This window comes from Streptomyces sp. NPDC085931, assembly GCF_044540565.1.
Lineage (GTDB): Bacteria > Actinomycetota > Actinomycetes > Streptomycetales > Streptomycetaceae > Streptomyces.
The window spans coordinates 73,108-98,377 of the sequence record NZ_JBITSK010000017.1 but is presented as its reverse complement, the minus strand read 5'-3'; the positions used below and the strand labels follow the sequence as shown (position 1 = coordinate 98,377).

20 protein-coding genes are annotated in these 25,270 nt (G+C 71.7%); 8 read left to right on the top strand and 12 right to left on the bottom strand.

All coding sequences use genetic code 11. From position 1 onward, the window contains the following. The first annotated feature begins 71 nt into the window (after nt 1–71). Together ACIGAN_RS30090 and ACIGAN_RS30085 are read left to right on the top strand one after the other, a co-directional pair. Nucleotides 72–536 carry a GNAT family N-acetyltransferase gene (locus ACIGAN_RS30090; RefSeq protein WP_399862287.1) on the top strand — a complete coding sequence of 155 codons (465 nt, stop codon included), beginning with the start codon at nt 72–74 and terminating at the stop codon, nt 534–536. 97 nt (nt 537–633) lie between these two features. After that, nucleotides 634–1,524 (top strand): class I SAM-dependent methyltransferase, encoded by an 891-nt coding sequence (locus tag ACIGAN_RS30085; protein WP_399862285.1) that lies wholly within the window; start codon nt 634–636, stop codon nt 1,522–1,524. 81 nt (nt 1,525–1,605) lie between these two features. Here the strand turns inward: ACIGAN_RS30085 and ACIGAN_RS30080 are convergent, their stop codons facing one another. Then, the gene (locus ACIGAN_RS30080; RefSeq protein WP_399862283.1) at nt 1,606–2,868 is read right to left on the bottom strand and encodes a winged helix DNA-binding domain-containing protein; all 1,263 of its coding nucleotides are present in this window, start codon (nt 2,866–2,868) and stop codon (nt 1,606–1,608) included. 756 nt (nt 2,869–3,624) lie between these two features. On the opposite strand from ACIGAN_RS30080, the gene ACIGAN_RS30075 reads away from it, so the two are divergent. From ACIGAN_RS30075 to ACIGAN_RS30060, 4 genes are all read left to right on the top strand, one after another. After that, on the top strand, nt 3,625–4,398 hold the full coding sequence (locus ACIGAN_RS30075) for an isoprenyl transferase (protein WP_365087102.1): 774 nt from the start codon (nt 3,625–3,627) through the stop codon (nt 4,396–4,398). A gap of 431 nt (nt 4,399–4,829) precedes the next feature. Beyond that, nucleotides 4,830–6,155: a PhoH family protein gene (locus ACIGAN_RS30070; RefSeq protein WP_365087100.1), complete on the top strand. Its 1,326-nt coding sequence runs from the start codon at nt 4,830–4,832 to the stop codon at nt 6,153–6,155. 400 nt (nt 6,156–6,555) lie between these two features. Further along, nucleotides 6,556–7,275, top strand: a complete 720-nt coding sequence (locus tag ACIGAN_RS30065) for an aggregation-promoting factor C-terminal-like domain-containing protein (protein WP_365740184.1) — start codon at nt 6,556–6,558, stop codon at nt 7,273–7,275. Between the two features lie 137 nt (nt 7,276–7,412). After that, nucleotides 7,413–8,720, top strand: coding sequence for an AI-2E family transporter (locus ACIGAN_RS30060; RefSeq protein ID WP_365740185.1), 1,308 nt, complete (start codon nt 7,413–7,415; stop codon nt 8,718–8,720). 78 nt (nt 8,721–8,798) lie between these two features. Here ACIGAN_RS30060 and ACIGAN_RS30055 read toward each other — a convergent pair whose 3' ends face one another. After that, entirely contained in the window at nt 8,799–9,332 is a 534-nt protein-coding gene (locus ACIGAN_RS30055; RefSeq protein WP_365740186.1) for an alkyl hydroperoxide reductase, read from the bottom strand. Between the two features lie 3 nt (nt 9,333–9,335). Next, nucleotides 9,336–9,890 carry a peroxiredoxin gene (locus ACIGAN_RS30050; RefSeq protein WP_031119691.1) on the bottom strand — a complete coding sequence of 185 codons (555 nt, stop codon included), beginning with the start codon at nt 9,888–9,890 and terminating at the stop codon, nt 9,336–9,338. Between the two features lie 133 nt (nt 9,891–10,023). On the opposite strand from ACIGAN_RS30050, the gene ACIGAN_RS30045 reads away from it, so the two are divergent. Beyond that, entirely contained in the window at nt 10,024–10,974 is a 951-nt protein-coding gene (locus ACIGAN_RS30045; RefSeq protein WP_399862279.1) for a LysR substrate-binding domain-containing protein, read from the top strand. Nucleotides 10,975–11,245: 271 nt separating this feature from the next. On the opposite strand, the gene ACIGAN_RS30040 is transcribed toward ACIGAN_RS30045, so the two are convergent. From ACIGAN_RS30040 to ACIGAN_RS30020, 5 genes are all read right to left on the bottom strand, one after another. Continuing rightward, nucleotides 11,246–13,582: an ABC transporter permease gene (locus tag ACIGAN_RS30040; protein ID WP_399862277.1), complete on the bottom strand. Its 2,337-nt coding sequence runs from the start codon at nt 13,580–13,582 to the stop codon at nt 11,246–11,248. Continuing rightward, nucleotides 13,579–14,268, bottom strand: coding sequence for an ABC transporter ATP-binding protein (locus ACIGAN_RS30035; protein WP_365087088.1), 690 nt, complete (start codon nt 14,266–14,268; stop codon nt 13,579–13,581). The genes ACIGAN_RS30040 and ACIGAN_RS30035 overlap by 4 nt, the downstream gene beginning before the upstream one ends. Next, nucleotides 14,265–14,789 carry a PadR family transcriptional regulator gene (locus ACIGAN_RS30030; RefSeq protein ID WP_309096201.1) on the bottom strand — a complete coding sequence of 175 codons (525 nt, stop codon included), beginning with the start codon at nt 14,787–14,789 and terminating at the stop codon, nt 14,265–14,267. Before ACIGAN_RS30030 ends, ACIGAN_RS30035 begins: the two co-directional genes overlap by 4 nt. Before the next feature lie 171 nt (nt 14,790–14,960). Beyond that, complete coding sequence (locus ACIGAN_RS30025) at nt 14,961–15,227, bottom strand: hypothetical protein (protein WP_365740190.1); 267 nt, start codon at nt 15,225–15,227, stop codon at nt 14,961–14,963. Continuing rightward, on the bottom strand, nt 15,224–16,159 hold the full coding sequence (locus tag ACIGAN_RS30020; protein WP_399862274.1) for an SPFH domain-containing protein: 936 nt from the start codon (nt 16,157–16,159) through the stop codon (nt 15,224–15,226). The genes ACIGAN_RS30025 and ACIGAN_RS30020 overlap by 4 nt, the downstream gene beginning before the upstream one ends. 260 nt (nt 16,160–16,419) lie before the next feature. Here ACIGAN_RS30020 and ACIGAN_RS30015 point away from each other — a divergent pair, with 260 nt between their 5' ends. After that, nucleotides 16,420–18,711, top strand: a complete 2,292-nt coding sequence (locus ACIGAN_RS30015) for a transglycosylase domain-containing protein (protein ID WP_399862272.1) — start codon at nt 16,420–16,422, stop codon at nt 18,709–18,711. Between the two features lie 58 nt (nt 18,712–18,769). Here the strand turns inward: ACIGAN_RS30015 and ACIGAN_RS30010 are convergent, their stop codons facing one another. The 4 genes from ACIGAN_RS30010 to ACIGAN_RS29995 all read right to left on the bottom strand — a co-directional run bounded on the left by ACIGAN_RS30010 (nt 18,770) and on the right by ACIGAN_RS29995 (nt 25,137). Further along, nucleotides 18,770–20,908, bottom strand: a complete 2,139-nt coding sequence (locus tag ACIGAN_RS30010) for a SpoIIE family protein phosphatase (RefSeq protein WP_399862268.1) — start codon at nt 20,906–20,908, stop codon at nt 18,770–18,772. Nucleotides 20,909–21,209: 301 nt separating this feature from the next. After that, on the bottom strand, nt 21,210–21,902 hold the full coding sequence (locus tag ACIGAN_RS30005) for a cytidylyl-2-hydroxypropylphosphonate hydrolase (RefSeq protein WP_399862266.1): 693 nt from the start codon (nt 21,900–21,902) through the stop codon (nt 21,210–21,212). Nucleotides 21,903–21,985: 83 nt separating this feature from the next. Then, nucleotides 21,986–23,389, bottom strand: a complete 1,404-nt coding sequence (locus ACIGAN_RS30000) for a class II fumarate hydratase (protein ID WP_365740195.1) — start codon at nt 23,387–23,389, stop codon at nt 21,986–21,988. A 77-nt stretch (nt 23,390–23,466) separates the two neighbouring features. After that, the gene (locus ACIGAN_RS29995; RefSeq protein ID WP_365099831.1) at nt 23,467–25,137 is read right to left on the bottom strand and encodes a fumarate hydratase; all 1,671 of its coding nucleotides are present in this window, start codon (nt 25,135–25,137) and stop codon (nt 23,467–23,469) included. Nucleotides 25,138–25,270: the final 133 nt, after the last annotated feature.

The window sequence follows — 25,270 nt, the reverse complement described above, 5'->3', positions numbered from 1 at the left end:
GCCGCCGGGAAACCGTGGGCCTTCGCCTTCGGGCGGGCCCGATTGTCAGTGGCGCCTGCCACACTCCGGGCATGAGCGATGACGACCTGGACGTACGCCTGCGTGACGTCGTGGAAGCCGACCTGGAGTCCTTCCTCGCCTACGAGCACGACCCGGAAGCCGTCCGGCGTTCGAGATTCACCCCCCGCCCCCGCGAGGCGTTCCTGCGGCACTGGAAGACGAACGTCCTCGGCGACCCCGCCAACCTCGTGCGGACGGTGACCGTGGACGGCGGTGACGTCGCGGGCAACATCGTGGCCTGGTGGGACGGGGACCGCCGCTTCCTCGGCTACTGGCTGGGCCGCCCGTACTGGGGAAGCGGCATCGGCGGCAGGGCCCTGCGCCTCTTCCTGGAGCAGGAGCCGAACCGGCCGCTGTACGCCGACCCCCACGCGGGGAACACCGGTTCCGTACGGCTGCTGGAGAAGGCCGGCTTCCAGCGGACCGGCACCGTCCGGCAGGGGGACGACGAGCACATCCTGCTCGTCCTCCGGTGACGCCCCCGGCGAGGGTCCCCGACCTGTCCGCCTGACCACGCGGCCGACCGCGCGAAAATGCCGCGCGGCCCGGCCCCCGCCCTGGCACCATCCCGCCATGGCCGCCGACCACCGCACCGACCACCGCACCGACCACGCCACCCACCAACGCCCCGACCGGCACACCGACCACCCCGCCCGCACCACGCCCCCCACCTTCGAGGCCCTCCTCGCCGAGGGCGCCTCCGTGCCCACGGAGGGCTGGGACTTCTCCTGGTTCGAGGGGCGCGCCACCGAGGCGCGGCCCTCCTGGGGGTACGCCGTGTCGATGGCCGGGCGGCTGAGCCGGGCGCATGCCGCGCTCGACGTGCAGACCGGGGGCGGGGAAGTGCTCGACTTCGCCCTGGCCAGGGCCGGCCGGCGCCCTCCGCTCACCGTCGCCACCGAGGGCTGGCCGCCCAACGTCGCCAAGGCCACCGCCCTGCTGGCACCGCGGGGCGTCGCCGTCGTGGCCGCCGCCGAGGACGCGCCCCTGCCCTTCGCCGACGGGGCCTTCGACCTGGTCGTGAGCCGTCACCCCGTCCGCCCGCACTGGACGGAGATCGCCCGCGTGCTGCGGCCGGGCGGGACGTACTTCGCCCAGCACGTCGGCCCGGCCAGCGTCTTCGAACTCGTCGAGTACTTCCTGGGCCCCCAGCCGGACGAGGCGCGCAGCACCCGTGACCCCGAGCGCGAACGGGACGACGCCGAGGCCGCCGGGCTGGACGTCGTCGACCTGCGGGCGGAGCGGCTGCGGATGGAGTTCCACGACATCGGCGCGGTCGTGCACTTCCTGCGCAAGGTGGTGTGGATGGTCCCGGGCTTCACGGTCGAGGCGTACGAGCCGCGGCTGCGGGCCCTGCACGAGCGGATCCGTGCCGAGGGGCCGTTCGTCGCGCACAGCACCCGCCACCTCGTCGAGGCCCGCAAGCCCGGCGCCCCCACCCGCCCCGCCGACCGTCCCTCCTGAGCGCGCCCGGCCCCACGCCCCACGTGGCCGCTTCCCCGTGCGGTCCCCCAGGGACGGGTGCCGCCTCCCGCTCACGCCCGCTCACGCGTGCGGCCCCACCTCCACCTTCCCCAGCCCCCACTCCGCCGTCGCCTCCAGCACCTCGCCCACCCGCTCCGCCTGCTCGCCCAGTTCCCGCCGCTGCCGTGCCGTCAGCCGGACGAGCGGCTCCACCGTGATCGTCGTACGACGGCCCCGGCGGCGCTGGTGCCACACCCCGCCCACCACCCCGTCGACCAGCAGCACGGGATGGTTGCCGGCCTGGCCGCCGGCGAGGGCGCGCCGGTACGCCTCCCCGGGGAACAACCGCTCCCGGGGCTGCCCGGCGACGACGTACGCGTCGAAGTACGGCAACAGCCGCACGCCCCGCGCCGGGCCCTCCGGGAACGCGGTGTCACCCGCCGCCACCCAGGCCGGTGTCCCCTCGAAGTCGACCTCCTCGACGGCGCCGGCCGCCGCCATCTCCCGGAACAGGTTCGCGGCCCAGCCGGCCGGTGCCGCCAGCCACCGCGCGAAGTGCGCCGGGGTCGCCGGTCCGTAGGCGTGCAGGTAGCGGCCGACGAAGGTGAACAGCCCGTCCCGCGCCTCCCGGGCCTCCGCCCCGGGGCCCGCCCCTTCCCCCGCCGGACGCGTGTAGGTCGCCTTGCGTCCCCGGTTCGGGCCGAAGCACAACGCCCCGGCCCAGCCCGCCCGGTGCATCACCTGCCGCCAGCGCGGCCACAGCTCCTGGAACGCCGGCATCACCCGGTCACCCGCCCACGGACCCGTACGGGCGACGATCTCCTCGGTGAGTTCGTCGAGGGTCAGGCACCTGCCGTCGAGCGCGTCGCCGATCGCGGCCACCACCTGCCCGGCCTGCTCGTCGGTGAGCCGCACGTCGGGCCGGAAGGGGCTCGGGCCGGTGGGGACCGCGGTCAAGGCCGCCGACCAGAGGGGGAGTTCGTGCGCCGGGAGCAGATGGACCGTGCCGCGCGGACCGTACGTCTTGACCAGGGACCGCTCCTCCCAGAGCGCGGACCGCACGTCCGCCCGCGTCACCCCGCCCGCCGCGCGCATCCCGATCGACACCTCGGCGGCGGAGAGCACCTGCGCGTGCGCCCCTCTCATCGCCGCGACGATGCCGGCGAGCGCGCCGCCACCCCCGTCGCCGACCGTGTCGCCACCCCCGTCGCCGGTCCTGCGGGCACCCCCGCCGGCACCCCCGCCGGCGGCCGCCGTGCCGGCTGCCGGCGGTCCGGCCGGAAACTGACGCTCCGCGCGCCGCGCGCTCGCCGCGTCCCAGGTGATCTTCGCCAGGCTCGTCATGGGCCGACCGTAGGAGGGAAGGAGGACAGGTTCCGTCCTCTTCGTCCGCTGTGCCGTGTCACTCGTGTCGCACACTCCTCGTGCGCATCTTCCGCCGAGGGTTTTCACATCGTTATCCGCCCGGCTCGCTTTCGGGACACCCCATCGCGTAAGTTCGGACCAAGGTAATTCGCGTGAGCAAAGCTGCGCGGGCGGTACCGCGCAGTGGAGGGGGCTGCGCGGTGCCAGGGCCTCCTCGCGAGGGGGTGGGCGGACGACTTGGGCGGTCAAGCGGGCGTTCGCCGGCGGGTTCACCCGTCAGGGGGACGGCCGGACAAGTCCGCCGAGCGGGCCCCAAGGTGCGGCAAATCCTCCGGATCCTGCCCCAGAGCGCCTGATTCCCCTGCGTACAGGCGGTGTTTCGGCCAGGCGCGAGGTGTGAACGAAGGATTCCGCGGTCATCGCGGCGTCGCCGGGCGGCTCCGGAGAGTAGTTGTGGCACGCCGATGCACGCAGCATCACTTACAAAGGGTTATGGTGGAAACCCCCCCTCGGGCCGGTCCGTCTCCCCCCCACGGACCGGCCCGTTTTCTTTCGCCTCGCGAGGCGGCTCGAACCAGCGGCCGGAACCTTACGTTCCGCACCTGTTGGCGGCCCGAGGCGGCAGCGGGGGTAGGCTTCGCCTCCGGGGACTGCCACACGGGCGGGGACCGCCCGCGGCCACGACCGGGCCGTACGCCGCGGCCCGTCCGATCCGTACGGAGGGGCGACAATCACGTGAACCTGCGCGACAAGCTGCGTGGCCTGCTGGTCAGGCTGTACGCACGCCGGGTGGAAGGCCACCTGGACCACGCTCAGGTGCCCAAGCACATCGGCGTCATCATGGACGGCAACCGGCGCTGGGCGAAGGCCGCCGGATCCAGCACCGTCCACGGGCACCGGGCCGGAGCCGAGAAGATCGAGGAGTTCCTCGGCTGGTGCACCGAGACCGACGTCGAGGTCGTCACCCTCTGGCTGCTGTCCACGGACAACTTCGACCGTCCGCGCGACGAGCTGGTTCCCCTGCTCGGCATCATCGAGGACGTCGTGCGCACGCTGGCCGCCGACGGCCGCTGGCGCGTCCACCACGTGGGCACGCCCGACCTGCTGCCCGCCGGGATGCAGACGGTCCTCAAGGAGGCCGAGGAGGCCACCGCGCACATCGACGGGATACTGGTCAACGTCGCCATCGGCTACGGCGGCCGTCAGGAGATCGCCGACGCCGTGCGGTCGATGCTGCTCGAGGCGCAGGACAAGGGCACCTCGATGGAGGAGCTCGCCGAGGCCGTCGACATCGACATGATCGGGCGTCACCTCTACACGAGCGACCAGCCCGACCCCGACCTGGTGATCCGCACCAGCGGCGAGCAGCGGCTGTCCGGATTCATGCTCTGGCAGACCGCCCACTCGGAGTACTACTTCTGCGATGTGTTCTGGCCGGCCTTCCGCAAGGTGGACTTCCTGCGCGCCATGCGCGACTACGCCGCCCGCCACCGCCGCTACGGCGGCTGAGCTCACCTCGAGCACGCCTCGGGCCCACTTCCGGACGCACGCCGGGCATGACCCCGAGGCCCACCCACGGGCCCACCGGACGCAGGACGTCCCACGTCGGCACTCCCGCGCCGCAACCCTTCCCGGTACCCCCGGAACCTCATCGAAGACGCACGTCACGCGGAGTTCACCGGCCCGCCGTCATATGCCGTGGCATGGCGACGCTCGTTCGAGGGCATAACTCAGTCAGGTCGACGCCCGAACCACGGGTGTCGGATCTCAGCGGACGGCACGGGGCCGTCCGCCCGGGAGGCCCTTTGCACCAGCCCGATCGTGCGGTCACCGCACGGACGCAGGCGGAGGGCCGGTTCTCGGCCCGTGCAGGGCGGCCGACGACCGGTCCAGCTCCACTCCGTCGCTCCCCGACCTCTTCCGAGGGGGTACGTCCTTCCGTGGTGACCAGCACAAAGCGCCACAAGCCCGACCGGCGCACCTATGTCCTCGACACCAGCGTCCTGCTGGCCGACCCGAAAGCCCTGCACCGCTTCGACGAGCACGAGGTCGTGCTCCCCATCGTCGTGGTGACGGAACTGGAGGCCAAGCGGCACCATCCCGAACTCGGCTACTTCGCCCGGCAGGCCCTGCGCCTGCTCGACGACCTCCGGGTGCGGTTCGGCCGCCTCGACGCCCCCATCCCCACGGGGGACCTGGGCGGGACCGTCCGTGTCGAGCTCAACCACTCGGACCCCAGCGTGCTGCCCAGCGGCTACCGCCTGGGGGACAACGACTCCCGCATCCTCGCGGTCGCCCGCAACCTGCAGGCCGAGGGGTTCGACGTCACCGTCGTCTCCAAGGACCTCCCGCTCAGGATCAAGGCGTCCTCCGTCGGACTCCTCGCCGAGGAGTACCGCGCGGAACTCGCCATCACGGACTCCTCCGGCTGGACCGGAATGTCCGAACTGACCCTGCCCGGCGAGCAGGTGGACATCCTCTTCGAGGAGGGCCAGGTCCACGTCCCCGAGGCCGCCGACCTGCCGGTGCACACGGGTCTGATGATCCAGTCGGAGCGCGGCAAGGCGCTCGGGCGGGTCACACCCGAGGGCAGCATCCGGGTCGTGCGCGGGGACCGCGAGGCGTTCGGCATCAAGGGCCGCAGCGCCGAGCAGCGGATCGCGCTGGACCTGCTGCTCGATCCGGACGTCGGGATCGTGTCGATGGGCGGCCGGGCCGGCACCGGCAAGTCGGCGCTGGCGCTGTGCGCGGGCCTGGAGGCCGTGCTGGAGCGCCGTCAGCACCAGAAGGTGATGGTCTTCCGTCCGCTGTACGCGGTGGGCGGGCAGGAGCTCGGTTATCTGCCCGGTACCGAGGCGGAGAAGATGAGCCCCTGGGCGCAGGCGGTGTTCGACACGCTGTCGGCGGTCACCAGCCGGGAGGTCATCGAGGAGGTCACCGCGCGCGGGATGCTGGAGGTCCTGCCGCTGACGCACATCCGCGGGCGCTCGCTGCACGACGCGTTCGTCATCGTGGACGAGGCGCAGTCCCTGGAGAAGAACGTCCTCCTCACCGTCCTGTCCCGGATCGGGGCCAATTCACGGGTGGTGCTCACCCATGACGTGGCCCAGCGGGACAACCTGAGGGTCGGCCGCTACGACGGTGTCGTCGCCGTCGTGGAGAAGCTGAAGGGGCATCCGCTCTTCGCGCACGTGACCCTGACCCGGTCCGAGAGGTCCCAGATCGCCGCCCTTGTGACCGAAATGCTCGAAGACGGGCAGATGTGACCGCCCCGATGCAATAAGGAGCCATTGCGCAGAAGTTGGCGCCGTCCGGAAAGGCGAAGAGCCTAGCCGGGCGGCGCCTTCGCGTGTGGACTTTCCTGTGAATTTCCCGCGCCGAACGGGATGTGAGCTTTCACACGCAACTCGGAATTGCCTTGCCCCGTCGGGTTGCGGCAGAGTCTCACTCCTGTCAGGCCCCGCATACGACACAGCTGTACCCCCAGCGGTACGGCACCCCGTAGAGCACACGCCAACTCCATAGCGATGTCGTATGCCGCCCGAGCACCACGCGGCACTCCCCTCGGGGGAGTTGCCCACCGGGCCCGCGCCTCCCGTGACCCCGTAGTTGGGGAGGCCAGTGCCAGGGGCACGATTGCGTCCGCGAGGGTCACCGAAGCGGGCGATGCTGGAAGGAAACCGTGTGAGCCGGATCTCGGTCCGGGGATTCGCAGTGGCCTCGGCCACGGCGGTCACCGCTGTCGGAAGCGTCGTCGGCGTTGCCTCGGGCAGCACCGCGCAGAACAACGACGCGGAAGCGACGGCAAGCGGCGCCACGCTGCTCGCGGACATCCCCGCGGGCCAGCAGGCCCAGGTGCAGACCGCGTCCCTGACGCAGCAGGCCGACGCGCAGGCCATCGCAGCGGACGCGAGCGCGAAGAAGGACGCCGAGGAGGCCGCCCGCAAGGCCGCCGCCGAGACGGCCATCGCCAAGAAGAAGGCCGCCGAGGAGGCAGCCGAGAAGGCCGCCAAGGAGGCCAAGGAGCGCGCGGAGGCCAAGGAGGCCGCCAGCCGCTCCAAGGACATCTCCGACTTCCCCGTCGCGTCCTCCTACAGCATCGCCCAGATCCAGGCGATGGCACGGCAGATGGTGCCGGCGGGCCAGTTCCAGTGCTTCAGCAACATCGTGGACCACGAGTCCGACTGGAACTACAAGGCGGTCAACCCCTCCTCGGGCGCCTACGGCCTCTTCCAGGCGCTGCCCGGTTCCAAGATGTCGTCCGTCGGCGCCGACTGGCGGACCAACCCGGCCACGCAGATCAAGTGGGGCCTGAACTACATGAACGACCGCTACGGCAGCCCGTGTGACGCCTGGTCGTTCTGGCAGGCCAACCACTGGTACTGAGCCGACCGGCCCACGGCCGATCCTCTCCTTCGCACGAGCCCCGCACCGTCGTACGGTGCGGGGCTCGCGCCCTGTACGGTCGGACGCGGACGGCTCCCGGAGGAGTGGTGCGCAGAGACGGGGGAAGAGGACGGATCATGTCGCGAGTGCCAGGGTGGCTCGGCCGGCTCGGTGCCGGACTGACCGAGGTGAGCGAGCGGTACAACGAACGCCGCGCCGCGGCCGAACGGGAGCGGGACGACCCCGACTCCGTGCCACGGCCCGACGAACTCGTGCCGCCGCCCCCGGACTACGCCCCCGACGTCCCGCCCCGGCCCGACCCCGCGCTCGCTGTGCCGTGGGGAGTACGGGTCGCGGCGGAGGCCGGCTGGCGGCTGCTCGTCCTCGCGGGCACGCTGTGGGTGCTGATGCGGGTCATCAGCGCCGTCCAGCTCGTGGTGCTCTCGTTCGTCATCGCGCTGCTCATCACGGCCATGCTGCAGCCGACGGTGGCGCGGCTGCGGCGCCACGGCGTGCCGCGCGGCCCCGCCACCGCCCTGACGGCGATCCTCGGGTTCGTCGTCATGGGCCTCATCGGCTGGTTCGTGACCTGGCAGGTCATGGAGAACATCGACGACCTCTCCAGCCAGATCCAGGACGGCATCGACGAGTTGCGGAACTGGCTGCTGAACAGCCCCTTCCACGTCACCGACAAGCAGATCAACGAGATCGCCAAGAACCTGCGCGAGGCGGTCGGGGCCAACACCGACCAGATCACCTCCGCCGGCCTGGAAGGCGTCACGGTCGTCGTCGAGGCGCTGACCGGCATTCTGCTCGCCGTGTTCTGCACGCTGTTCCTGCTCTACGACGGCAAGCGGATCTGGGAGTGGACGCTGAAGCTGGTGCCCGCGGCGGCCCGGCCGGGCGTGGCCGGGGCGGGTCCCGCGGCCTGGCGGACGCTGACGGCGTACGTGCGGGGCACGGTGATCGTCGCGCTGATCGACGCGATCTTCATCGGGCTCGGGATCTACTTCCTCGACGTGCCGATGGCCGTGCCGCTGGCGGTGTTCATCTTCCTGTTCGCGTTCATCCCGCTGGTGGGCGCGGTGGTGTCCGGGGCGCTGGCGGTGGTCGTCGCGCTCGTCACCCAAGGGGTGTTCACGGCCGTCATGACGCTGGTGGTGGTGCTGGCGGTGCAGCAGATCGAGGGGCACATCCTGCAGCCGTTCATCCTCGGCCGGGCGGTGCGAGTGCATCCGCTGGCGGTGGTACTGGCGGTGGCGTGCGGCGGAATGGTGGCCGGGATCGGCGGTGCGGTGGTCGCCGTGCCGCTGGTGGCCGTGACGAACACCGTCGCCGGGTATCTGCGGGCCTACTCGCGCAAGGCGGCGGTGCGGCACGCCGTGCCGCCGCGCGGGGCGACGGCGGTGAGCGCCGAGCCGGCCCCCGAGGCGCCGCGGGAGTAGCGCGCACGACGAACAGAACAGGGCCCCGTCCACCGGTGGGTGGACGGGGCCCTGCCACGACGGGCGTGCGGCCGGGGGTTACTCGGCCAGGACCGCCTCGGCGTCGAGCGTCACGCCGACCGCCTGGATCACGGACGCGATCTTGAACGCCTCCTGCACGACCTCGCGGTCGATGCCGGCCTTGCGCAGGACCTGCTCGTGGGAGTCCAGGCACATGCCGCAGCCGTTGATGGCCGAGACGGCGAAGGACCACAGCTCGAAGTCGACCTTGTCGACTCCCGGGTTGCCGATGACGTTCATCCGCAGGCCCGCGCGCAGGCTGCCGTACTCGTGGTCCGACAGCAGGTGGCGGGTGCGGTAGAAGACGTTGTTCATCGCCATCACCGCGGCGGCGGCCTTGGCCGCCGTGTAGGCCTCCGGCGACAGGTTCTCCTTCGCCTCGGGCTCCAGCTCACGCAGCACGATCGGGGAGCGCGAGGCGATGGCGGTCGCCAGCACGGTGCCCCACAGCTGCTGGGCCGGCAGGTCGGAGTTGCCGATGACCGAGCCCAGGTTGAGCTTCAGGTCCTTGGCGTAGTCCGGTATGCGGGACTTCAGGGAGTCGAGGGACATGCCTCACTCACCAGCCAGCAGCTTGACCGGGTCGAGGGTCTCGTCGCCCTTGGACCAGTTGCAGGGGCACAGCTCGTCCGTCTGCAGCGCGTCCAGGACCCGCAGGACCTCCTTCGGGTTCCGGCCGACGGAACCGGCGGTCACCATGGAGAACTGGATCTCGTTGTTCTGGTCCACGATGAAGACCGCGCGCTTGGCGAAGCCGTCCTCGTCCTCGATGCCGAGGTCGCGCATCAGCTCGTGCTTGGAGTCGGCCATCATCGGGAAGGGCAGGTCACGCAGGTCGTCGTGGTCCTTGCGCCAGGCGTGGTGGACGAACTCGGAGTCGCCGGAGAAGCCGAGGACCTGGGCGTCGCGGTCGGCGAACTCGTCGTTCAGCTTGCCGAAGGCGGCGATCTCGGTCGGGCACACGAAGGTGAAGTCCTTGGGCCAGGCGAAGATCACCTTCCACTTGCCTTCGTAGGTCTTGTGGTTGATCTTCTCGAACTCCTTGCCCTTCTCCAGCGAGACGCAGGCGGTCAGTTCGAACTCGGGGAACTTGTCACCGACAGTGAGCACAGGCTCTCCTTGCAGCGAAGAAACTCCCGGATTGCGGGCGTTTCCCATGGGTTGGACGGTGTTGATGTTGGCACAGCGTCGATTGATTACGGAAATAGCTACACTCGGTCGGGTTGATCGGAGGTAGTTATCAGTGACGGTGGGTAGTAAGCGCAGGCAGCCGAGCCTCGCCCAGCTGCGGGCGTTCGCGGCCGTCGCCGAGCATCTGCATTTCCGCGACGCCGCCGGGGCGATCGGCATGAGCCAGCCCGCCCTCTCGGGCGCGGTCTCGGCACTGGAGGAAACACTCGGAGTGACGCTCCTCGAGCGTACGACGCGCAAGGTGCTGCTCTCGCCCGAGGGCGAGCGGATCGCCGTCCGGGCCAAGGCGGTGCTGGCGGAGGTGGGCGCACTGATGGAGGAGGCCGAGGCGGTCCGGGCGCCCTTCACCGGCGTGCTGCGGCTGGGGGTGATCCCGACGGTGGCGCCCTATCTGCTGCCGACCGTGCTGCGGCTCGTCCACGAACGGTATCCGCACCTGGATCTGCAGGTGCACGAGGAGCAGACCGCCAACCTGCTCGACGGGCTGGCCGCCGGGCGGCTCGACCTGCTGCTGCTCGCGGTGCCGCTGGGCGTGCCGGGTGTGGTCGAACTGCCGCTGTTCGACGAGGACTTCGTGCTCGTCACGCCGCTCGACCACCCGCTCGGCGGGCGGGAGAACATTCCCCGCGAGGCGCTGCGCGAGCTGAACCTGCTGCTGCTCGACGAGGGGCACTGCCTGCGCGACCAGGCCCTCGACATCTGCCGGGAGGCCGGCCGCGACGACGTGCCCGTCACCACGACCGCCGCCGGACTGTCCACGCTGGTGCAGCTGGTGGCGGGCGGGCTCGGGGTCACGCTGCTGCCGCGCACGGCCGTCAAGGTCGAGACCTCGCGCAGCAACCAGCTCCTCACCGGCTACTTCGCCGACCCGGCCCCCAGCCGCCGGGTCGCCCTGGCGATGCGGGCGGGGGCCGCGCGCGCCGCGGAGTACGAGGAACTGGCAGCCGCCCTGCGCGAGGCCCTGCGGCCGCTGCCCGTACGGGTCCTGCCCGCCGACGCCTGAGCCGCTGCCCCGCCCCCCGGCCGTCGGCCTCCGGGACCTGACGCCCCGCGGCCCGCGAGCCTGACGCCGCCTGGCCCGAGCGTCGGAAGCCGTCCCGACCTGCGGTGTCGGACTCCGCCCCGGGTCTGGCGCGCCTGGCGCCGCCCTGGTTCGGGGCCGTCCTCGGGCCGGCCGTGGATGCGTGATGCCGCCCGCGCCCGGGTCCGGCGGCCCCGGGGGCACGTGGCCGGTTGCGGGCCCGGGCGGAGACGGGGTCCCGGTGCTCGGGGAGCTACTCCGTGCGCAGGCCGTCCGGGCGCATCAGTTTCAGCAGCGGCGGCAGGCTCAGCAGCGTCACCACCAGGACGACGCCCGCGCCGATCCCGGTCATCGACAGCACGCTCGGCCAGTCCACCCGGACGGACAGGTTCACCATCCGCAGCAGGACCGCGCCCAGCGCCATCCCCACCGTCGCGGCCAGCAGCAGGCCCAGCCCGATCGGGATCGCCGTCTGCCACAGCACCGACAGCCCGAGGGTGCGGCGCCGCGTGCCGAAGGCGACCAGCGCGGACAGCAGCTTGCGGCGTTCGCGCAACTGCTCCAGCTGCGACACCAGCAGGCTCGCCCCGATCAGCGCCAGCACGGCCACGGCGCCGACGAACAGACCGGTGCGGATGGTCGCGTAGCGCTCGTTGCGCTCGACGGCGTGCCAGACGACGGGGTCGACCGTGGGGTCGATCCGGGCCGCCGTGTTGCGCACGTACTCGTACGCGTCCGGAACCCCGGGCGACAGGCTCAGGTAGAGCTCCTGCTGCGCGAGCCCGGCCAGCCCGGCGGAGTCCGCGCCCGGCGTGATCAGGATGCCGCCGCGCTCGGTGCCGGTCGGGTCCTCGCGGGACTCGGCCTTCCGGATGCCCTTCGGCACGGTCCAGGAGAACCGCTCGCCGGGCCGGTCCGCGTTCTCGCCGTCCAGCCACAGCGTCTTGCCCGGCCTGCCCAGCTTGTCCGTGTACGTGTCGTACTCGGCGCCGCGCACGGCGAAGACGTCACCGTCCCGGCAGGAGGGCAGCGTGGCCACCTCGCGCAGCGACGCGCAGTCCCCGAGCGTGATCTGGACGACGGACTCCGCGTCGGCGCCCCGGCCGTGGAGGTACGTCTCCGACAGCGCGATGACCTTGCGGACGCCCTCGGTGTCGCGGAACTTCCCGGCGGCGGCGACGGCATCGAGCCGGTCGGGCACGCGCACCTGCATCTGGGCGCGGGACACGTCGTACTGCGACGCGGAGGTGTAGTTGCCCTCCACGCCGGCGAACAGCATCTGCAGCGCGATCGCCCCGGCCACCGCCACCGCGATGCCGTTGACCATGCGGGCCGCCGCGCCGCTGCTCAACTGGAGCCTGCGCACCGCCAGTTGCCAGGCGACCCCGCCCGAGCCGAGCCGGGCCACGACCGTCTCGACGACCCACGGCAGCAGGGCCGTGACGCCGACGAGCAGCAGCATCACACCGCCGACCACGAGGTACTGGTTGAAGGTTCCCCCGTCGTCGCCCTGCCCGATCATCGGTGCGAGCATCGCCATCCCGCCGAGCGGCAGCAGCAGCCGCCACCACAGCCGGCGGCGCGCGGGCCGGGCGGTGCGCACCACGCCGAGCGGCTCGATGACGACGCCGCGCAGCGCGAACAGGGTCACCAGCACCGCGGCCGTCGGCACCGCCAGCGCGACCAGCAGGGCGAGCAGGGGCGAGGGGTTCAGATAGCTCGGGAAGACGCTGACGTGGAACACCTCGACCGAGGCGGCGAGTTCACGTCCGAGCAGGAAGAAGCCGGTGCCCAGGACGAGCCCCAGCACGGAGCCGGCGAGTGCCTCGCCGGCGGCGATCCGCCGGGTCATCCGGCTGTCGGAGCCGACCAGCCGCAGGGCCGCGAGCCGGCGGTCGCGCCGTTCGCCGCCGAACCGCACGGCCGCCGCGATGAACACCGCGACCGGCATCAGCAGCACCACGAAGACGACCAGGACCAGCAGGAGCAGCACCGGGTCCCAGGGGTCGGGCGCCCCCAGGTCCGGGTTGCCGAAGCTGTCGATCCGGGCGCCCGCGGTGGAGGAGCCGAGCCGGTCGGCCAGCCCCGTGCCGCCCGCGTAGAAGGCGAGTTCCTTGGAGCCGATGAGCCCCTGCTCGCCGATGGTGCCGGTGATCCGGTAGGGCAGCCGCTCCCGGAGCAGCTTCCCGTCGCCGGACGCGAGCAGCTCCTTCAGCGCGGGGGAGACGACCATGGTGCCGTCGGCCGGGAACTCCGAGAGCCCCGGCGGCAGCGGGGCCTTCGGCCCCTCCTGCTCCAGCAGGCGTCCGCGCACGTCCTGGTCGCGGAACATGGTGTCCGCGTCCAGCACGACCAGGGTGTCGTCGGCCTTGGGGATCTTCTGCTGGCTCAGGGTGTGGTCGCTGCGGGCCTCCTCGCGCCGGTCCCGTTCCGCCAGCGCGCCGGGCAGGGCGGTGGTGAGCAGCAGCAGCGCCACGCCGAGCCCGACACCGACGGCCGTGAGCAGCGCCCGGGTCCAGCCCTCACGCCCGCCCGCGAGGGCGAACCGCATGCCCATGCCCAGGTCGCGCACCCACTGCCGGACGCTCATACGACGCGCTCCATGTCCCGCGACCTGCCGTCCCGGACGACGATCTCCCGGTCGGAGTAGGCGGCCACCCGAGCCTCGTGCGTGACGAGCACCACGGCCGTGCTGGCCGACCGGGCGGCGTCGGTGAGCAGTTCCATCACGCGCTCGCCGTTGAAGGAGTCGAGCGCGCCGGTCGGCTCGTCGGCGAAGACCACCCGGGGGTCGGTCACCAGCGCCCGGGCGACGGCGACCCGCTGTCCCTGACCGCCGGAGACCTCGCCCGGCCGCTTGCGGCGCAGGTCGTCGACCTCCAGCCGTTCCATCCACGCGAGGGCGGCCTTCTCGGCCTCCTTGCGGGGGGAGCCGTTCAGCCGCAGCGGCAGCGCCACGTTCTCCACGCAGGTCAGTTCCGGCACGAGCTGCCCGAACTGGAAGACGAAGCCGAACTCCGAGCGCCGCAGCGCGCTGCGCTCGGCGTCGCTCATCGCGGTGACCTCACGCCCCTTGTAGACGATCGAGCCCGAGTCGGGCATGACGATCCCGGCGAGGCAGTGCAGCAGCGTCGACTTGCCCGACCCGGAGGGGCCCATCACGGCGACGACCTCGCCCGGGTGGATGGAGAACTCGGCGCCGTCGAGCGCGGTGGTCGGCCCGTACACCTTGCGCAGGTCCTGGGCGGTGAGCAGCGAACCATCGGGAAGCGTCACCGGGTCACCGCCTCGCGGAGCTTGTCCAGCCGGGCCGCGGTCAGCTCCAGCCAGCGCAGGTCCGCCTCCAGGTGGAACAGCGCGTGGTCGCAGATGAGCTGGTCGGCGAGGTCGCCCTTGCGCTTGCGGTCGGTGAGGATGCGCATGCTGCGCAGGTGCTCCGAGCGCTGGGTGTCGAGGATGTCGGAGGCGTCGCGGTGGGTGAGCAGCGCGAGGACGACCTTGGTGTAGAGGGTCGACTGCAGGTACGGCTCCGGCTTCTCCGGCGTCGCGAGCCAGCGCTCGACGTCGGTGATGCCGGCCTCGGTGATGGCGTACCGCTTGCGCTCGGGACCGCCGCCCGCCTCAATGCCGTCGACCTCGACGAGCCCGTGCTTCAGCAGCCGGGACATCGTCGAGTAGACCTGGCCGTAGTGGAGCGGCCGGTCGTGACCGAACTTCTCGTCGAAGGCGCGCTTCAGGTCGTAACCGTGCCGCGGGCCGGACTCCAGGAGCCCCAGAAGAGTGTGACCGATGGACATGACCAGGACTGTACACGGGGTGTATACGCGGGATGTATACGCCGAGTGTGCAGATCATGGCGGGGGGTGGGGCCGCGCAGGTCGGGAGGTGTTGTCACGGTTCCGCAACAGCCCCCCCCGGGGGTCCAGCAGCCCCGGGAGCCGAGCGGCCCCCGGGGGCCGCTCGGCCGGTCAGGCCGGCGGCGGGCCGGAGGCGGGGCCGCCCCGCGGGCCGGGCGGCCGTCCCCGCCGGGGCGGCGGGCCGGTGTCCCGCGGCAGCCGCCCCGCCTCGGCCAGCGCCCGGCGCAGCAGGAACTCGATCTGCGCGTTCGCCGACCGCAACTCGTCCCCGGCCCACCGGGCCAGCGCCTCGTACACCGCCGGGTCGAGCCGCAGCAGCACCTGCTTGCGCTGCTGCGGCCGCCGCGGGGAGGGGGAACCCTCGGAAGGAGCCGTCACTGGTAGAGCGTCCCGGCGTTGAGAACGGGCTGCGGGGCGCGGTCGCCGCACAGCACCACCATCAGGTTGGAGACCATCGCGGCCTTGCGCTCCTCGTCGAGCGTGACGAGGTCCTGCTCGGTGATCCGGGCGAGCGCCGACTCGACCATGCCGACGGCGCCCTCCACGATCTGCCGCCGGGCCGCGACCACCGCTCCGGCCTGCTGCCGCTGGAGCATCGCGGAGGCGATCTCGGGGGCGTAGGCGAGGTGGGTGAAGCGCGACTCGATGATCTGCACGCCGGCCGCCTCCACGCGCGCGTGCAGCTCGACCGCGAGCTTCTCGGTGATCTCCTCGGCGTTGCCGCGCAGCGACAGGCCGTCCTCCTCGTGCGCGTCGTAGGGGTACTCGATGGCGATGTGCCGCACGGCCGCCTCGGTCTGCGTGGAGACGAACTCGATGTAGTCGTCCACCTCGAACGTCGCCTGGGCGGTGTCCTCGACGCGCCACACCACGACGGCGGCGAGCTCGATCGGGTTGCCGTAGGCGTCGTTGACCTTCAGGACGGCCGTCTCGTGGTTGCGCACGCGCGTGGAGATCTTCGTGCGCGAGGTGAAGGGGTTCACCCAGCGCAGGCCGTCCTGCCGGATCGTGCCGCGGTACCGGCCGAAGAGCTGGACGACGCGGGCCTCGCCCGGCGCCACCATGTTCAGCCCGCACATGGCGAGGAAGGCCGCGAGCGCGATCAGGATGCCGGCGATGATCAGGGCGGCCTTGGCGCCGGTCGCGGCGACGGTCGCGGCCGCCGCGATCAGCCCGGCGCCGGCCAGCAGCCCGAGCAGGCCGAGCAGCAGGGCGAGCCCGCCGCCGATGCTGTGCGCGGCGAACTCGCGCACGCGTGGCGCCGGCATCTCGGGCACATCGGCGGTGACCTGCGCGTCGTGTGTGGTCATGGGTGTCCCCCGGTTCCTCTGAGAAGCCCTTCGTGCCTAGCTTCTTCCTATCTAAGTGATATCACTTTACCCCTCGATGGCAACCTCGCACGCGTCTCGTACGTCGGTTCCGTTGGGATGGGTGCTGATTGTCACGTCCGCAAAGACCCGGATCGACAGCCCTTTCTCTTATCTCCCGGTGTTAGCTTTCTGAGCTGACCTGAGCGGCGAACCTGTGTGACTTGTGAGCACACATGAACGAAGCGGAGCGGATCGGACCGATGGGACGAGCGGAAGAAAGACGCGCCCGACAGCGCGGTGGGCGCCGGGCGGCGCCCAGGCGCCGCCGTTCGTCGGGCGCGGCCGGGAAGAGCGGCATACGCGCCCTCTTCACCTGGAAGAAGCTCCTCGGCACCTTCCTCGGCCTGTGCCTGCTCGGGATGGGCGCCTTCATCGTGCTGTACATGGTGATCGACATCCCGGAGGGGAACGCCGACGCCAAGCGGCAGAGCAACATCTACAAGTACAGCGACGGCTCGATCATGGCCCGCGACGGCAAGGTCAACCGCGAGGTCGTCGACCTGGCGCGGGTCCCCAAGGAAGTGCGCCTCACCTTCGTCGCCGCCGAGAACAAGACGTTCTACAAGGACGCCGGCGTCGACCTCAAGGGCACCGCCCGCGGCCTGTTCAACACGCTGGCCGGACGCGGCGCCCAGGGCGGTTCGACGATCACCCAGCAGTACGTCAAGAACTACTACCTGACGCAGGAACAGACCGTCTCGCGCAAGCTGAAGGAACTGGTCATCTCGCTGAAGCTGGACCGGGAGAAGTCCAAGGACTACATCCTCGCCGGCTACATCAACACCAGCTACTACGGCCGGGGCGCCTACGGCATCCAGGCCGCCGCCCAGGCCTACTACCGCACCGACGCCGAGAAGCTCACCGTCGCGCAGGGCGCCTACCTCGCCGCGCTGCTCCAGGCCCCCAGCCAGTACGACTGGGCCGTCGCCTCGGAGACCGGCAGGAAGCTGGTGAAGGCCCGCTGGAACTACGTGCTCGACAACATGGTCGACGAGGGCTGGCTCAGCGGGTCGGAGCGGGCCGGGATGAAGTTCCCGGTGCCGAAGGAGCCCAAGCCCGCCCCGGGGATGGAGGGCCAGAAGGGCTACCTGGTCAACGCGGCGAACGCGGCGCTGGAGCGGCAGCTCGTCGCGGACGGCACCGCCGGCAGCGCCAAGGAAGCCGAGGCGATGGTCAACGCCGGCGGCTGGACCGTCACGCTGAACGTCGAACGGAAGAAGCAGGCGGCCCTGGAGAAGTCGGTCAGGCAGCAGCTGACCAGCAAGCTCGACCCGGGCAAGCGGGCGGTCGACGCGGACGTCCAGGCCGGTGCCGTGTCCGTGAACCCGAAGACGGGCGCCGTCGTCGCGATGTACGGCGGCACGGACTACTTCAAGCACTACGTGAACAACGCCACCCGCTCCGACTACCAGCCGGCCTCCACCTTCAAGCCGGTCATCCTGGCCGCGGCCCTGGAGGAGCAGGCGAAGACGCAGGACGGCAAGCCGATCACCGCGAGCACGGTCTACGACGGCACCAGCAAGCGCCCGGTCGTCGACAACGGCAGCAAGGTCGGCTTCGCGCCGGAGAACGAGGACGACGCGGACTACGGCCCGATCTCCGTCCAGACGGCCATGAACAAGTCCGTCAACTCCGTCTTCGCGCAGATGGGCGTCGACGTCGGCATGGAGAAGGTCGTCGAGGTCGCCGGCAAGCTCGGCATGGACACCGAGAACATGGAGGCCGTGCCCGCCCAGACCCTCGGCAGCATGGGCGCGAGCCCGCTGGAGATGGCCGGGGTGTACGCCACCCTCGACAACCACGGCAAGAAGGTCACCCCGGCCCTCGTGAAGTCGGCCGAGCACCTGAACAGGACCGTGACCATGCCCGATGCCGTCGGCGAGCAGGTCATCAGCCGCGAAGCCGCCGACACGGTGACCTCGGTGCTGACCGGCGTGGTCGACGACGGCACCGCCCGCTCGTCCGTGCGCGACAACCCCCTGCGCGACGGCCAGCAGGTCGCCGGCAAGACCGGCACGTCCGACAACAACAAGTCGGCCTGGTTCACCGGCTACACGCCGGGCCTGGTCACCTCGGTGGGTCTGTTCGGAGAGGACAACAAACCGCCGTACCGGCAGGTCCCCATGTACAAGGCCGGCGGCCAGCCCCGGGTCAACGGCGGTGGCTTCCCGGCGCAGATCTGGGCGGCGTACACCTTCGGCGTGATGGGTGACGTCGAGAAGTTCGACCTGGAGACGCAGCAGGGCGCGGCCGTCGAGCCGACGCGGACGCCGACACCGTCCCAGTCGCCCACCCAGGAGCCGACGCGGGAGCCGACCACCGAGGCGCCGTCGTCGTCCCCGCCGCCGACCAGCGAGGAGCCGACCACCACCCCGCCGACGAAGCCGTCGACGACCCCGCCCACCTCCTCCCCGCCGGCGAAGCCGTCGACGACCCCGCCGGACGACGGCGGGGGCCCGTTCGAGCCGGTCGAGCCGGGCGAGGACGAGTAGGACGCGCGAAGGGCGCCCGGTGCACACCGGGCGCCCTTCGCGCGTTCCTGTGGCGGGCTCAGCCGCGGTTGAGCTCGAACCACACCACCTTGCCCGTGCTGAGCCGGGTCGCACCCCAGCGGCGGGCCAGGCGGTTCACCAGGTACAACCCCCGGCCGCCCTCGTCGGTGGCCCGGGCCTGCCGCAGCCGCGGCAACTGCGGGACGTCGTCGCCGACTTCACAGCGCAGCACGTCCGTGCGCAGCAGCCGCAGGGTCACCGGCCTGGACGCGTACCGCACGGCGTTGGTCACGACCTCGCTGACCAGCAGCTCCACCGAGTCGCTCAGCTCCTCCAGGCCCCAGCGCTGCAACGCCCGGCGGGCCAGCCGGCGGGCCCGGCCGGGAGCGGCGTCCTCCGGCTCCAGGAACCAGTACGCCACGTCACTGGGCGCGATCCCGTCGAAGCGGGCGGCGAGCAGCGCGATGTCGTCGTCCCGGTCGCCCGGGCCGAGCATGTCGAGCACCTCGTCGCACAGCGCCTCCAGGGGCGGCGGATGGTCGGGACCGGTGAGCTGCGCGGTCGCGGCGAGCTTCTCCCGCAGCTGCTCGATGCCGGTCCACACGTCCCGCAGGCGCGACTCGACCAGGCCGTCGGTGTACAGCAGCAGGGTCGCCCCGGCGGGCGCGTCCAGCTCCACCGCCTCGAAGTCCACGCCGCCCACCCCGATGGGGGCACCGGCCGGCACGCGCAGCACCTCGGCCCGGCCGCCCAGGTGCAGCAGGACGGGCGGCGGATGACCGGCGTTGGCGATGGTGATGCGGTGCGCTACCGGGTCGTAGACCGCGTACAGGCAGGTCGCCATGCGGTCCACGCCGAGGCGCTGGGCCTGTTCGTCGAGGTGGTGCAGGACCTCCTGCGGCGGCAGGTCGAGCCCGGCGAGCGTCTGCGCCGTGGTGCGCAGCTGGCCCATGATGGCGGCCGACGTCATGGAGTGGCCCATCACGTCGCCGACGACCAGGGCGACGCGGCTGCCCGGCAGCGGGATCGCGTCGTACCAGTCGCCGCCGACCCGGGCGGTCTCCGCGGCCGGCAGGTAACGCGAGGCGAGCCGCACGCCCGTCGGGCGGGGCAGCGTCTCGGGCAGCATGGTGCGCTGCAGCTCGTCCGCGATGTAGGCCTCGCGGCCGTACAGCACGGCCTTGTCGATGCCGAGGGCGCTGTGCGTGGCGAGCTGGGCGGCCACCAGCAGGTCGTCCGGCTCGAAGGCGATCCGCTCGGGGCGGCGCAGGAACAGGGCGGCACCGATCACCCGGCGCCGGCCGCGCAGCGGCGCGAGGATCGCGCGCTGCCCGTCCGGCACGGCGAACGCGCCGCCCTCACCGAGCAGTTCCGGCAGCGCGGCACGGGCCGCGGGGGCGTCGGTGAACACCGGGCGCACCCCGCGCAGCACCTCGGCGAGCGCGCTGCCGGGCCGCACCTCGCACAGCTCGGCGCCGACCGAGTCCAGCTCGTTCGGCTCGGGCTGCGCGGCCGGCAGGAAGCCGTTCTCGGTGTCGCGCTCCACCGGTATCCGGTCGGTGCGGCGCAGCCGCAGCACCAGCGGGCCGGTGGGCCGCTCGTCGCCGACGGGCAGCGGGTCGCGCAGGTAGACCAGGATCGCGTCGGAGAACGTCGGCACGGTCGCCCGGCACAGCCCCATCACGATCTCGTCGAGGTCGATGCCGCGGGCGATGCGCCGGGTGGCGGCCCCGACGAACCGCAGCCGGTCGCCGTCCCGCCGCATGGGCGTGGGCCGGCCGGGCGGCAGGCTCTGGCCGGTGCGGCGCTCCTGCCCGTCGGCGCTCGTGCCGTGCCGGTCCTGCTCGTCGGCCGGCTGCAGCGGAATGCCCTCGGGGGCGGGGCGCGGCCGGGGGGCGTCGCGCTCGGCGGTCTGCTCGGCACCCGGCTGGGAGTGCTCGGAGGCGGGGTCGCTCACAGTGTCCTTGCCCTTGCCGAACGGCGTGGAGGTGTCCGGCTGAGACGTGCCCGGCGGAGTGTGGGCCGTCGTGACCGGAACGGTGACGTCGCCGCCGTGGCGGCCCTGGACCGGTAAGGCGCCGGCGCCGGGCGTGCGCGCCGGGGTATGCACGAGCGCCCCGCGGGGGTCCGCGGGGTCGACGCCCTGCTGGGGGCGTTCGAAGGAGGTCGGCTGCTCCGTCACGCGTGTCGAATCCATCCGTCCGGGGCTGCACGCCAGGTGTGCAGCTTCTCCCGCCGAAACTCCGATACCCGGAATACGTGCCCCAGGAACGGAATTTCCGCGTGGTCAGAGGTTGTTCCTGTGCCACCGGCGGGCCGTCCGCGGCCCGTGGGGCCCGCGACGCAGGCCCTGCCGGTGTTGCCCTCGTACCCCTCGCTCACGTCCTGCCGCCCCTCGGTGACGATCGGTCAAGCTCAGCGCGTGCTCCGGTAGTTGCCGCCGCGCGCCCTTGCGGAGGACGATCCTACGTTTCTTGCCCGGGGGCGCATCAAGGGTCTCATGAGGACACGTGCGCGGGCGTACGATCCCAGTCCTCCGGCAGTGACGGTACCCCCCAGGAGGGATCCGGGCGCCAGTGCTGCCAGCCTTCGCAGAACGGCGGCCCCCAGGCGCGGATCACCTCCACCGCGGCCCGCCCCGCCGCCCGGACCCGTTCCGCCTGCCGTTCGTCCATCAGCCCGTCCCGCAGCGCCTGGGCGAACTCGTCCTCGTCGCGCCAGTGCCAACTGCGGTCGGGGTGCACGGAGATGTCCAGGAAGTGGTCCTCCGAGTCGACGCCGCCCTCCCAACGGGCCAGCGGCTCCTCCAGGTTCACGTACCAGTTCTTGAACCGCCAGCCCGGCTCCCAGAACAGCCAGACCGACCAGGGCAGGCCGGGCCGGGCGAGCTTCAGCACGCCCGTGCCGAACCACCGGTCGCGCTGCACGGTGCGCGGCTTGGTGTAGCGCGACTCCAGCGGCTCCTGGTGCACCGGGGTGCCGTCGGCGAGCACCGGCTTCACGCACTCGGTGCCGGGCGCCAGCCACACGGCGAGCAGCTCGGCGTCGTCCCGGACGACGGTGACCGGACGCGCGATGTGCACGTGCGGGCCGCCGTTCTCCCGGTACCGCCACAGGATCCGGCTCCCGGGGGCCCAGAAGCCCGTCGCACCGCCCTTTGCCACGCGTCTCACCGCTCCGCCCTCCGCCATGGACAGATATTAGGTGCCATGGGCATACGACGCTGCGGCGCGTGTCACGGTTCACGCGCCGGGCGTACGGATGCCGCGAGACGTCACGGGCGCGTCATCCGCAGGACGTCCAGCGCCTCGTCGAGCTGCTCCAGGGTCAGGTCACCGCGCTCCACGTAGCCGCCGTCCAGGACGACCTGACGGATCGTCTTCCGCTCGGCCAGGGCCTTCTTGGCGACCTTGGCGGCCTCCTCGTAGCCGATGTACTTGTTGAGCGGCGTGACGACCGAGGGGGAGGACTCGGCGTACTCGCGCGCCCGCTCGCGGTTCGCGGTGATGCCGTCCACGGTGCGGTCGGCGAGCAGCCGGGAGACGTTGGCGAGCAGCCGGATCGACTCCAGCACGTTCTTCGCGATGACCGGCAGCATCACGTTGAGCTCGAAGTTCCCGGCGGCGCCGGCGGTGGCCACGGTGGTGTCGTTGCCCATGACCTGGGCGGCGACCATGAGCACGGCCTCCGGGATCACCGGGTTCACCTTGCCCGGCATGATCGAGGAGCCGGGCTGGAGGTCGGGCAGGGCGATCTCGGCGAGGCCGGTGCGCGGCCCGGAGGACATCCACCGCAGGTCGTTGGCGATCTTCGTCAGCCCGACGGCGATGGTCCGCAGCTGTCCGCTGGTCTCGACGATGCCGTCCCGGGCGCCCTGCGCCTCGAAGTGGTCCCGGGCCTCGGTCAGCGGCAGCCCGGTGACGTGGGCGACCTCCTGGATGACGGCGGCCGAGAAACCGGGCGGGGTGTTGATGCCGGTGCCGACGGCCGTGCCGCCGAGGGGCAGTTCGGCGAGCCGGGGCAGGGAGGCGTGCAGCCGCTCGACCCCGTAGCGCACCTGGGCCGCGTAGCCGCCGAACTCCTGCCCGAGCGTCACGGGCGTGGCGTCCATCAGGTGGGTCCGCCCCGACTTCACGACGTCGGCGAACTCCTCGGCCTTGCGCTCCAGGGAGGCGGCGAGGTGCTCCAGGGCCGGGATCAGGTCGCGCGTCACCGCGGCGGTGGCGGCGATGTGGATGGAGGACGGGAAGACGTCGTTGGACGACTGCGAGGCGTTGACGTGGTCGTTCGGATGCACGGGGCGCCCGAGCCGCTCACCGGCCAGGGTGGCGATGACCTCGTTGGTGTTCATGTTGGACGAGGTCCCGGACCCGGTCTGGAACACGTCGACGGGGAAGTGCTCGTCCCACCGGCCCTCGGCGACCTCCCCGGCCGCCTCCTGGATCGCCCGGGCGATGTCCTGGTCCAGGACCCCCAGCTCGGCGTTGACCTTGGCCGCCGCGCCCTTGATCCGGGCCAGCGCCTCGATGTGCGCGCGCTCGATGCGCTGCCCGGAGACGGGGAAGTTCTCCACCGCCCGCTGGGTCTGGGCCCGCCACTTGGCGTGGGCGGGCACCCGCACCTCGCCCATGGAGTCGTGCTCGGTGCGGTACTCGGTCCTGTCCTGCTCGTCGGTCATCGACGATCACCTCCACGTGTCACAGCGTCAGCGCCGCGACCACTGTTCCCCGTGGAGGCGATTCGTCACCGCGCTCGTCAGGCGAGTCCGGGACCCCGTACCGGAATGGACGTGAACGTCGGCTGCGGCGCCGGGTCCTGGAAGAAGTCGTTGCCCTTGTCGTCCACGACGATGAACGCCGGGAAGTCCTCGACCTCGATCTTCCAGACCGCCTCCATGCCGAGTTCCTCGTACTCGACGACCTCGACCTTCTTGATGCAGTCCTGGGCCAGGCGCGCGGCCGGGCCGCCGATGGAGCCGAGGTAGAAGCCGCCGTGCGCGTGGCAGGCGTCGGTGACCTGCTTGCTGCGGTTGCCCTTGGCGAGCATCACCTTGGAGCCGCCCGCGGCCTGGAACTGCGCCACGTAGGAGTCCATGCGGCCGGCCGTGGTCGGGCCGAAGGAGCCGGACGCGTAGCCCTCGGGGGTCTTGGCCGGACCGGCGTAGTACACCGGGTGGTCCTTGAGGTACTGCGGCATCTCCTCGCCCGCGTCCAGCCGCTCCTTGATCTTGGCGTGGGCGATGTCGCGCGCCACGACCAGCGGGCCGGTCAGCGAGAGCCGGGTCTTCACCGGGTACTTGGTCAGCTCGGCCAGGATGTCGTCCATCGGCTGGTTCAGATCGATCCTGACCACGTCGCCGTCGGCGTCGAGCTGCTCGTCGGTGGTCTCCGGCAGGAACCGCGCCGGGTCCGTCTCCAGCTGCTCCAGGAAGACGCCCTCGGCGGTGATCTTCGCGACGGCCTGGCGGTCGGCGGAGCAGGACACCGCGATGGCGACCGGGCAGGACGCGCCGTGCCGGGGCAGGCGCACCACGCGCACGTCGTGGCAGAAGTACTTGCCGCCGAACTGCGCGCCGATGCCGATCTTCTGCGTCAGCTCGAAGACCTTCTGCTCCAGCTCCTTGTCCCGGAAGCCGTGCCCCAGCTCCGAGCCCTCGGCCGGGATCTCGTCCAGGTAGTGCGCGGAGGCGTACTTGGCGGTCTTCAGCGCGTACTCGGCGCTGGTGCCGCCGACCACGATCGCCAGGTGGTACGGCGGGCAGGCGGCCGTGCCCAGCGAACGGATCTTCTCCTCCAGGAACTTCATCATGGAGGCCTCGTTCAGGACGGCCTTCGTCTCCTGGTACAGGAACGACTTGTTGGCCGAGCCGCCACCCTTGGCCATGAACAGGAACTTGTAGGCGCCGCCGTCGGTCGCGTACAGCTCGATCTGCGCCGGGAGGTTGGAGCCGGTGTTCTTCTCCTCCCACATGGTGAGCGGGGCCATCTGCGAGTAGCGCAGGTTGAGGTTCTGGTACGCGTCGTAGATGCCGCGGCTGAGGGCCTCCTCGTCGCGGCCCCGCGTCAGCACGTTCTGCCCGCGCTTGCCCATCACGATCGCCGTGCCCGTGTCCTGGCACATGGGCAGCACGCCGGCCGCCGCGATGTTGGCGTTCTTCAGCAGGTCCAGCGCCACGAACTTGTCGTTGCCCGACGCCTCGGGGTCGTCGATGATCCGGCGCAGCTGCGCGAGGTGGGCCGGGCGCAGGTAGTGCTGGATGTCGTGGATGGCCTCCTCGGCGAGCTTGCGCAGCGCCTCCGGCTCCACCTGGAGGAAGGTGCGCCCGTCCGGCCCCTCGACCGTGGAGACACCTTCGGAGGTCACCAGCCGGTACGGGGTGGTGTCCTCTCCCTGGGGAAGCAGATCGGTGTACGCGAACTCAGGCATCTCAGCCCATTCCTCACTCTGCGGACGGCGGCCCGCCTCCTTCGGCGAGCGCCCACCAGCGTAGAACCTGCCGCTGACGCCGAGCTTGTGAGGTAAGGCTCAGTTCGTCACATCCCGGCCGGCGGCCGGACCG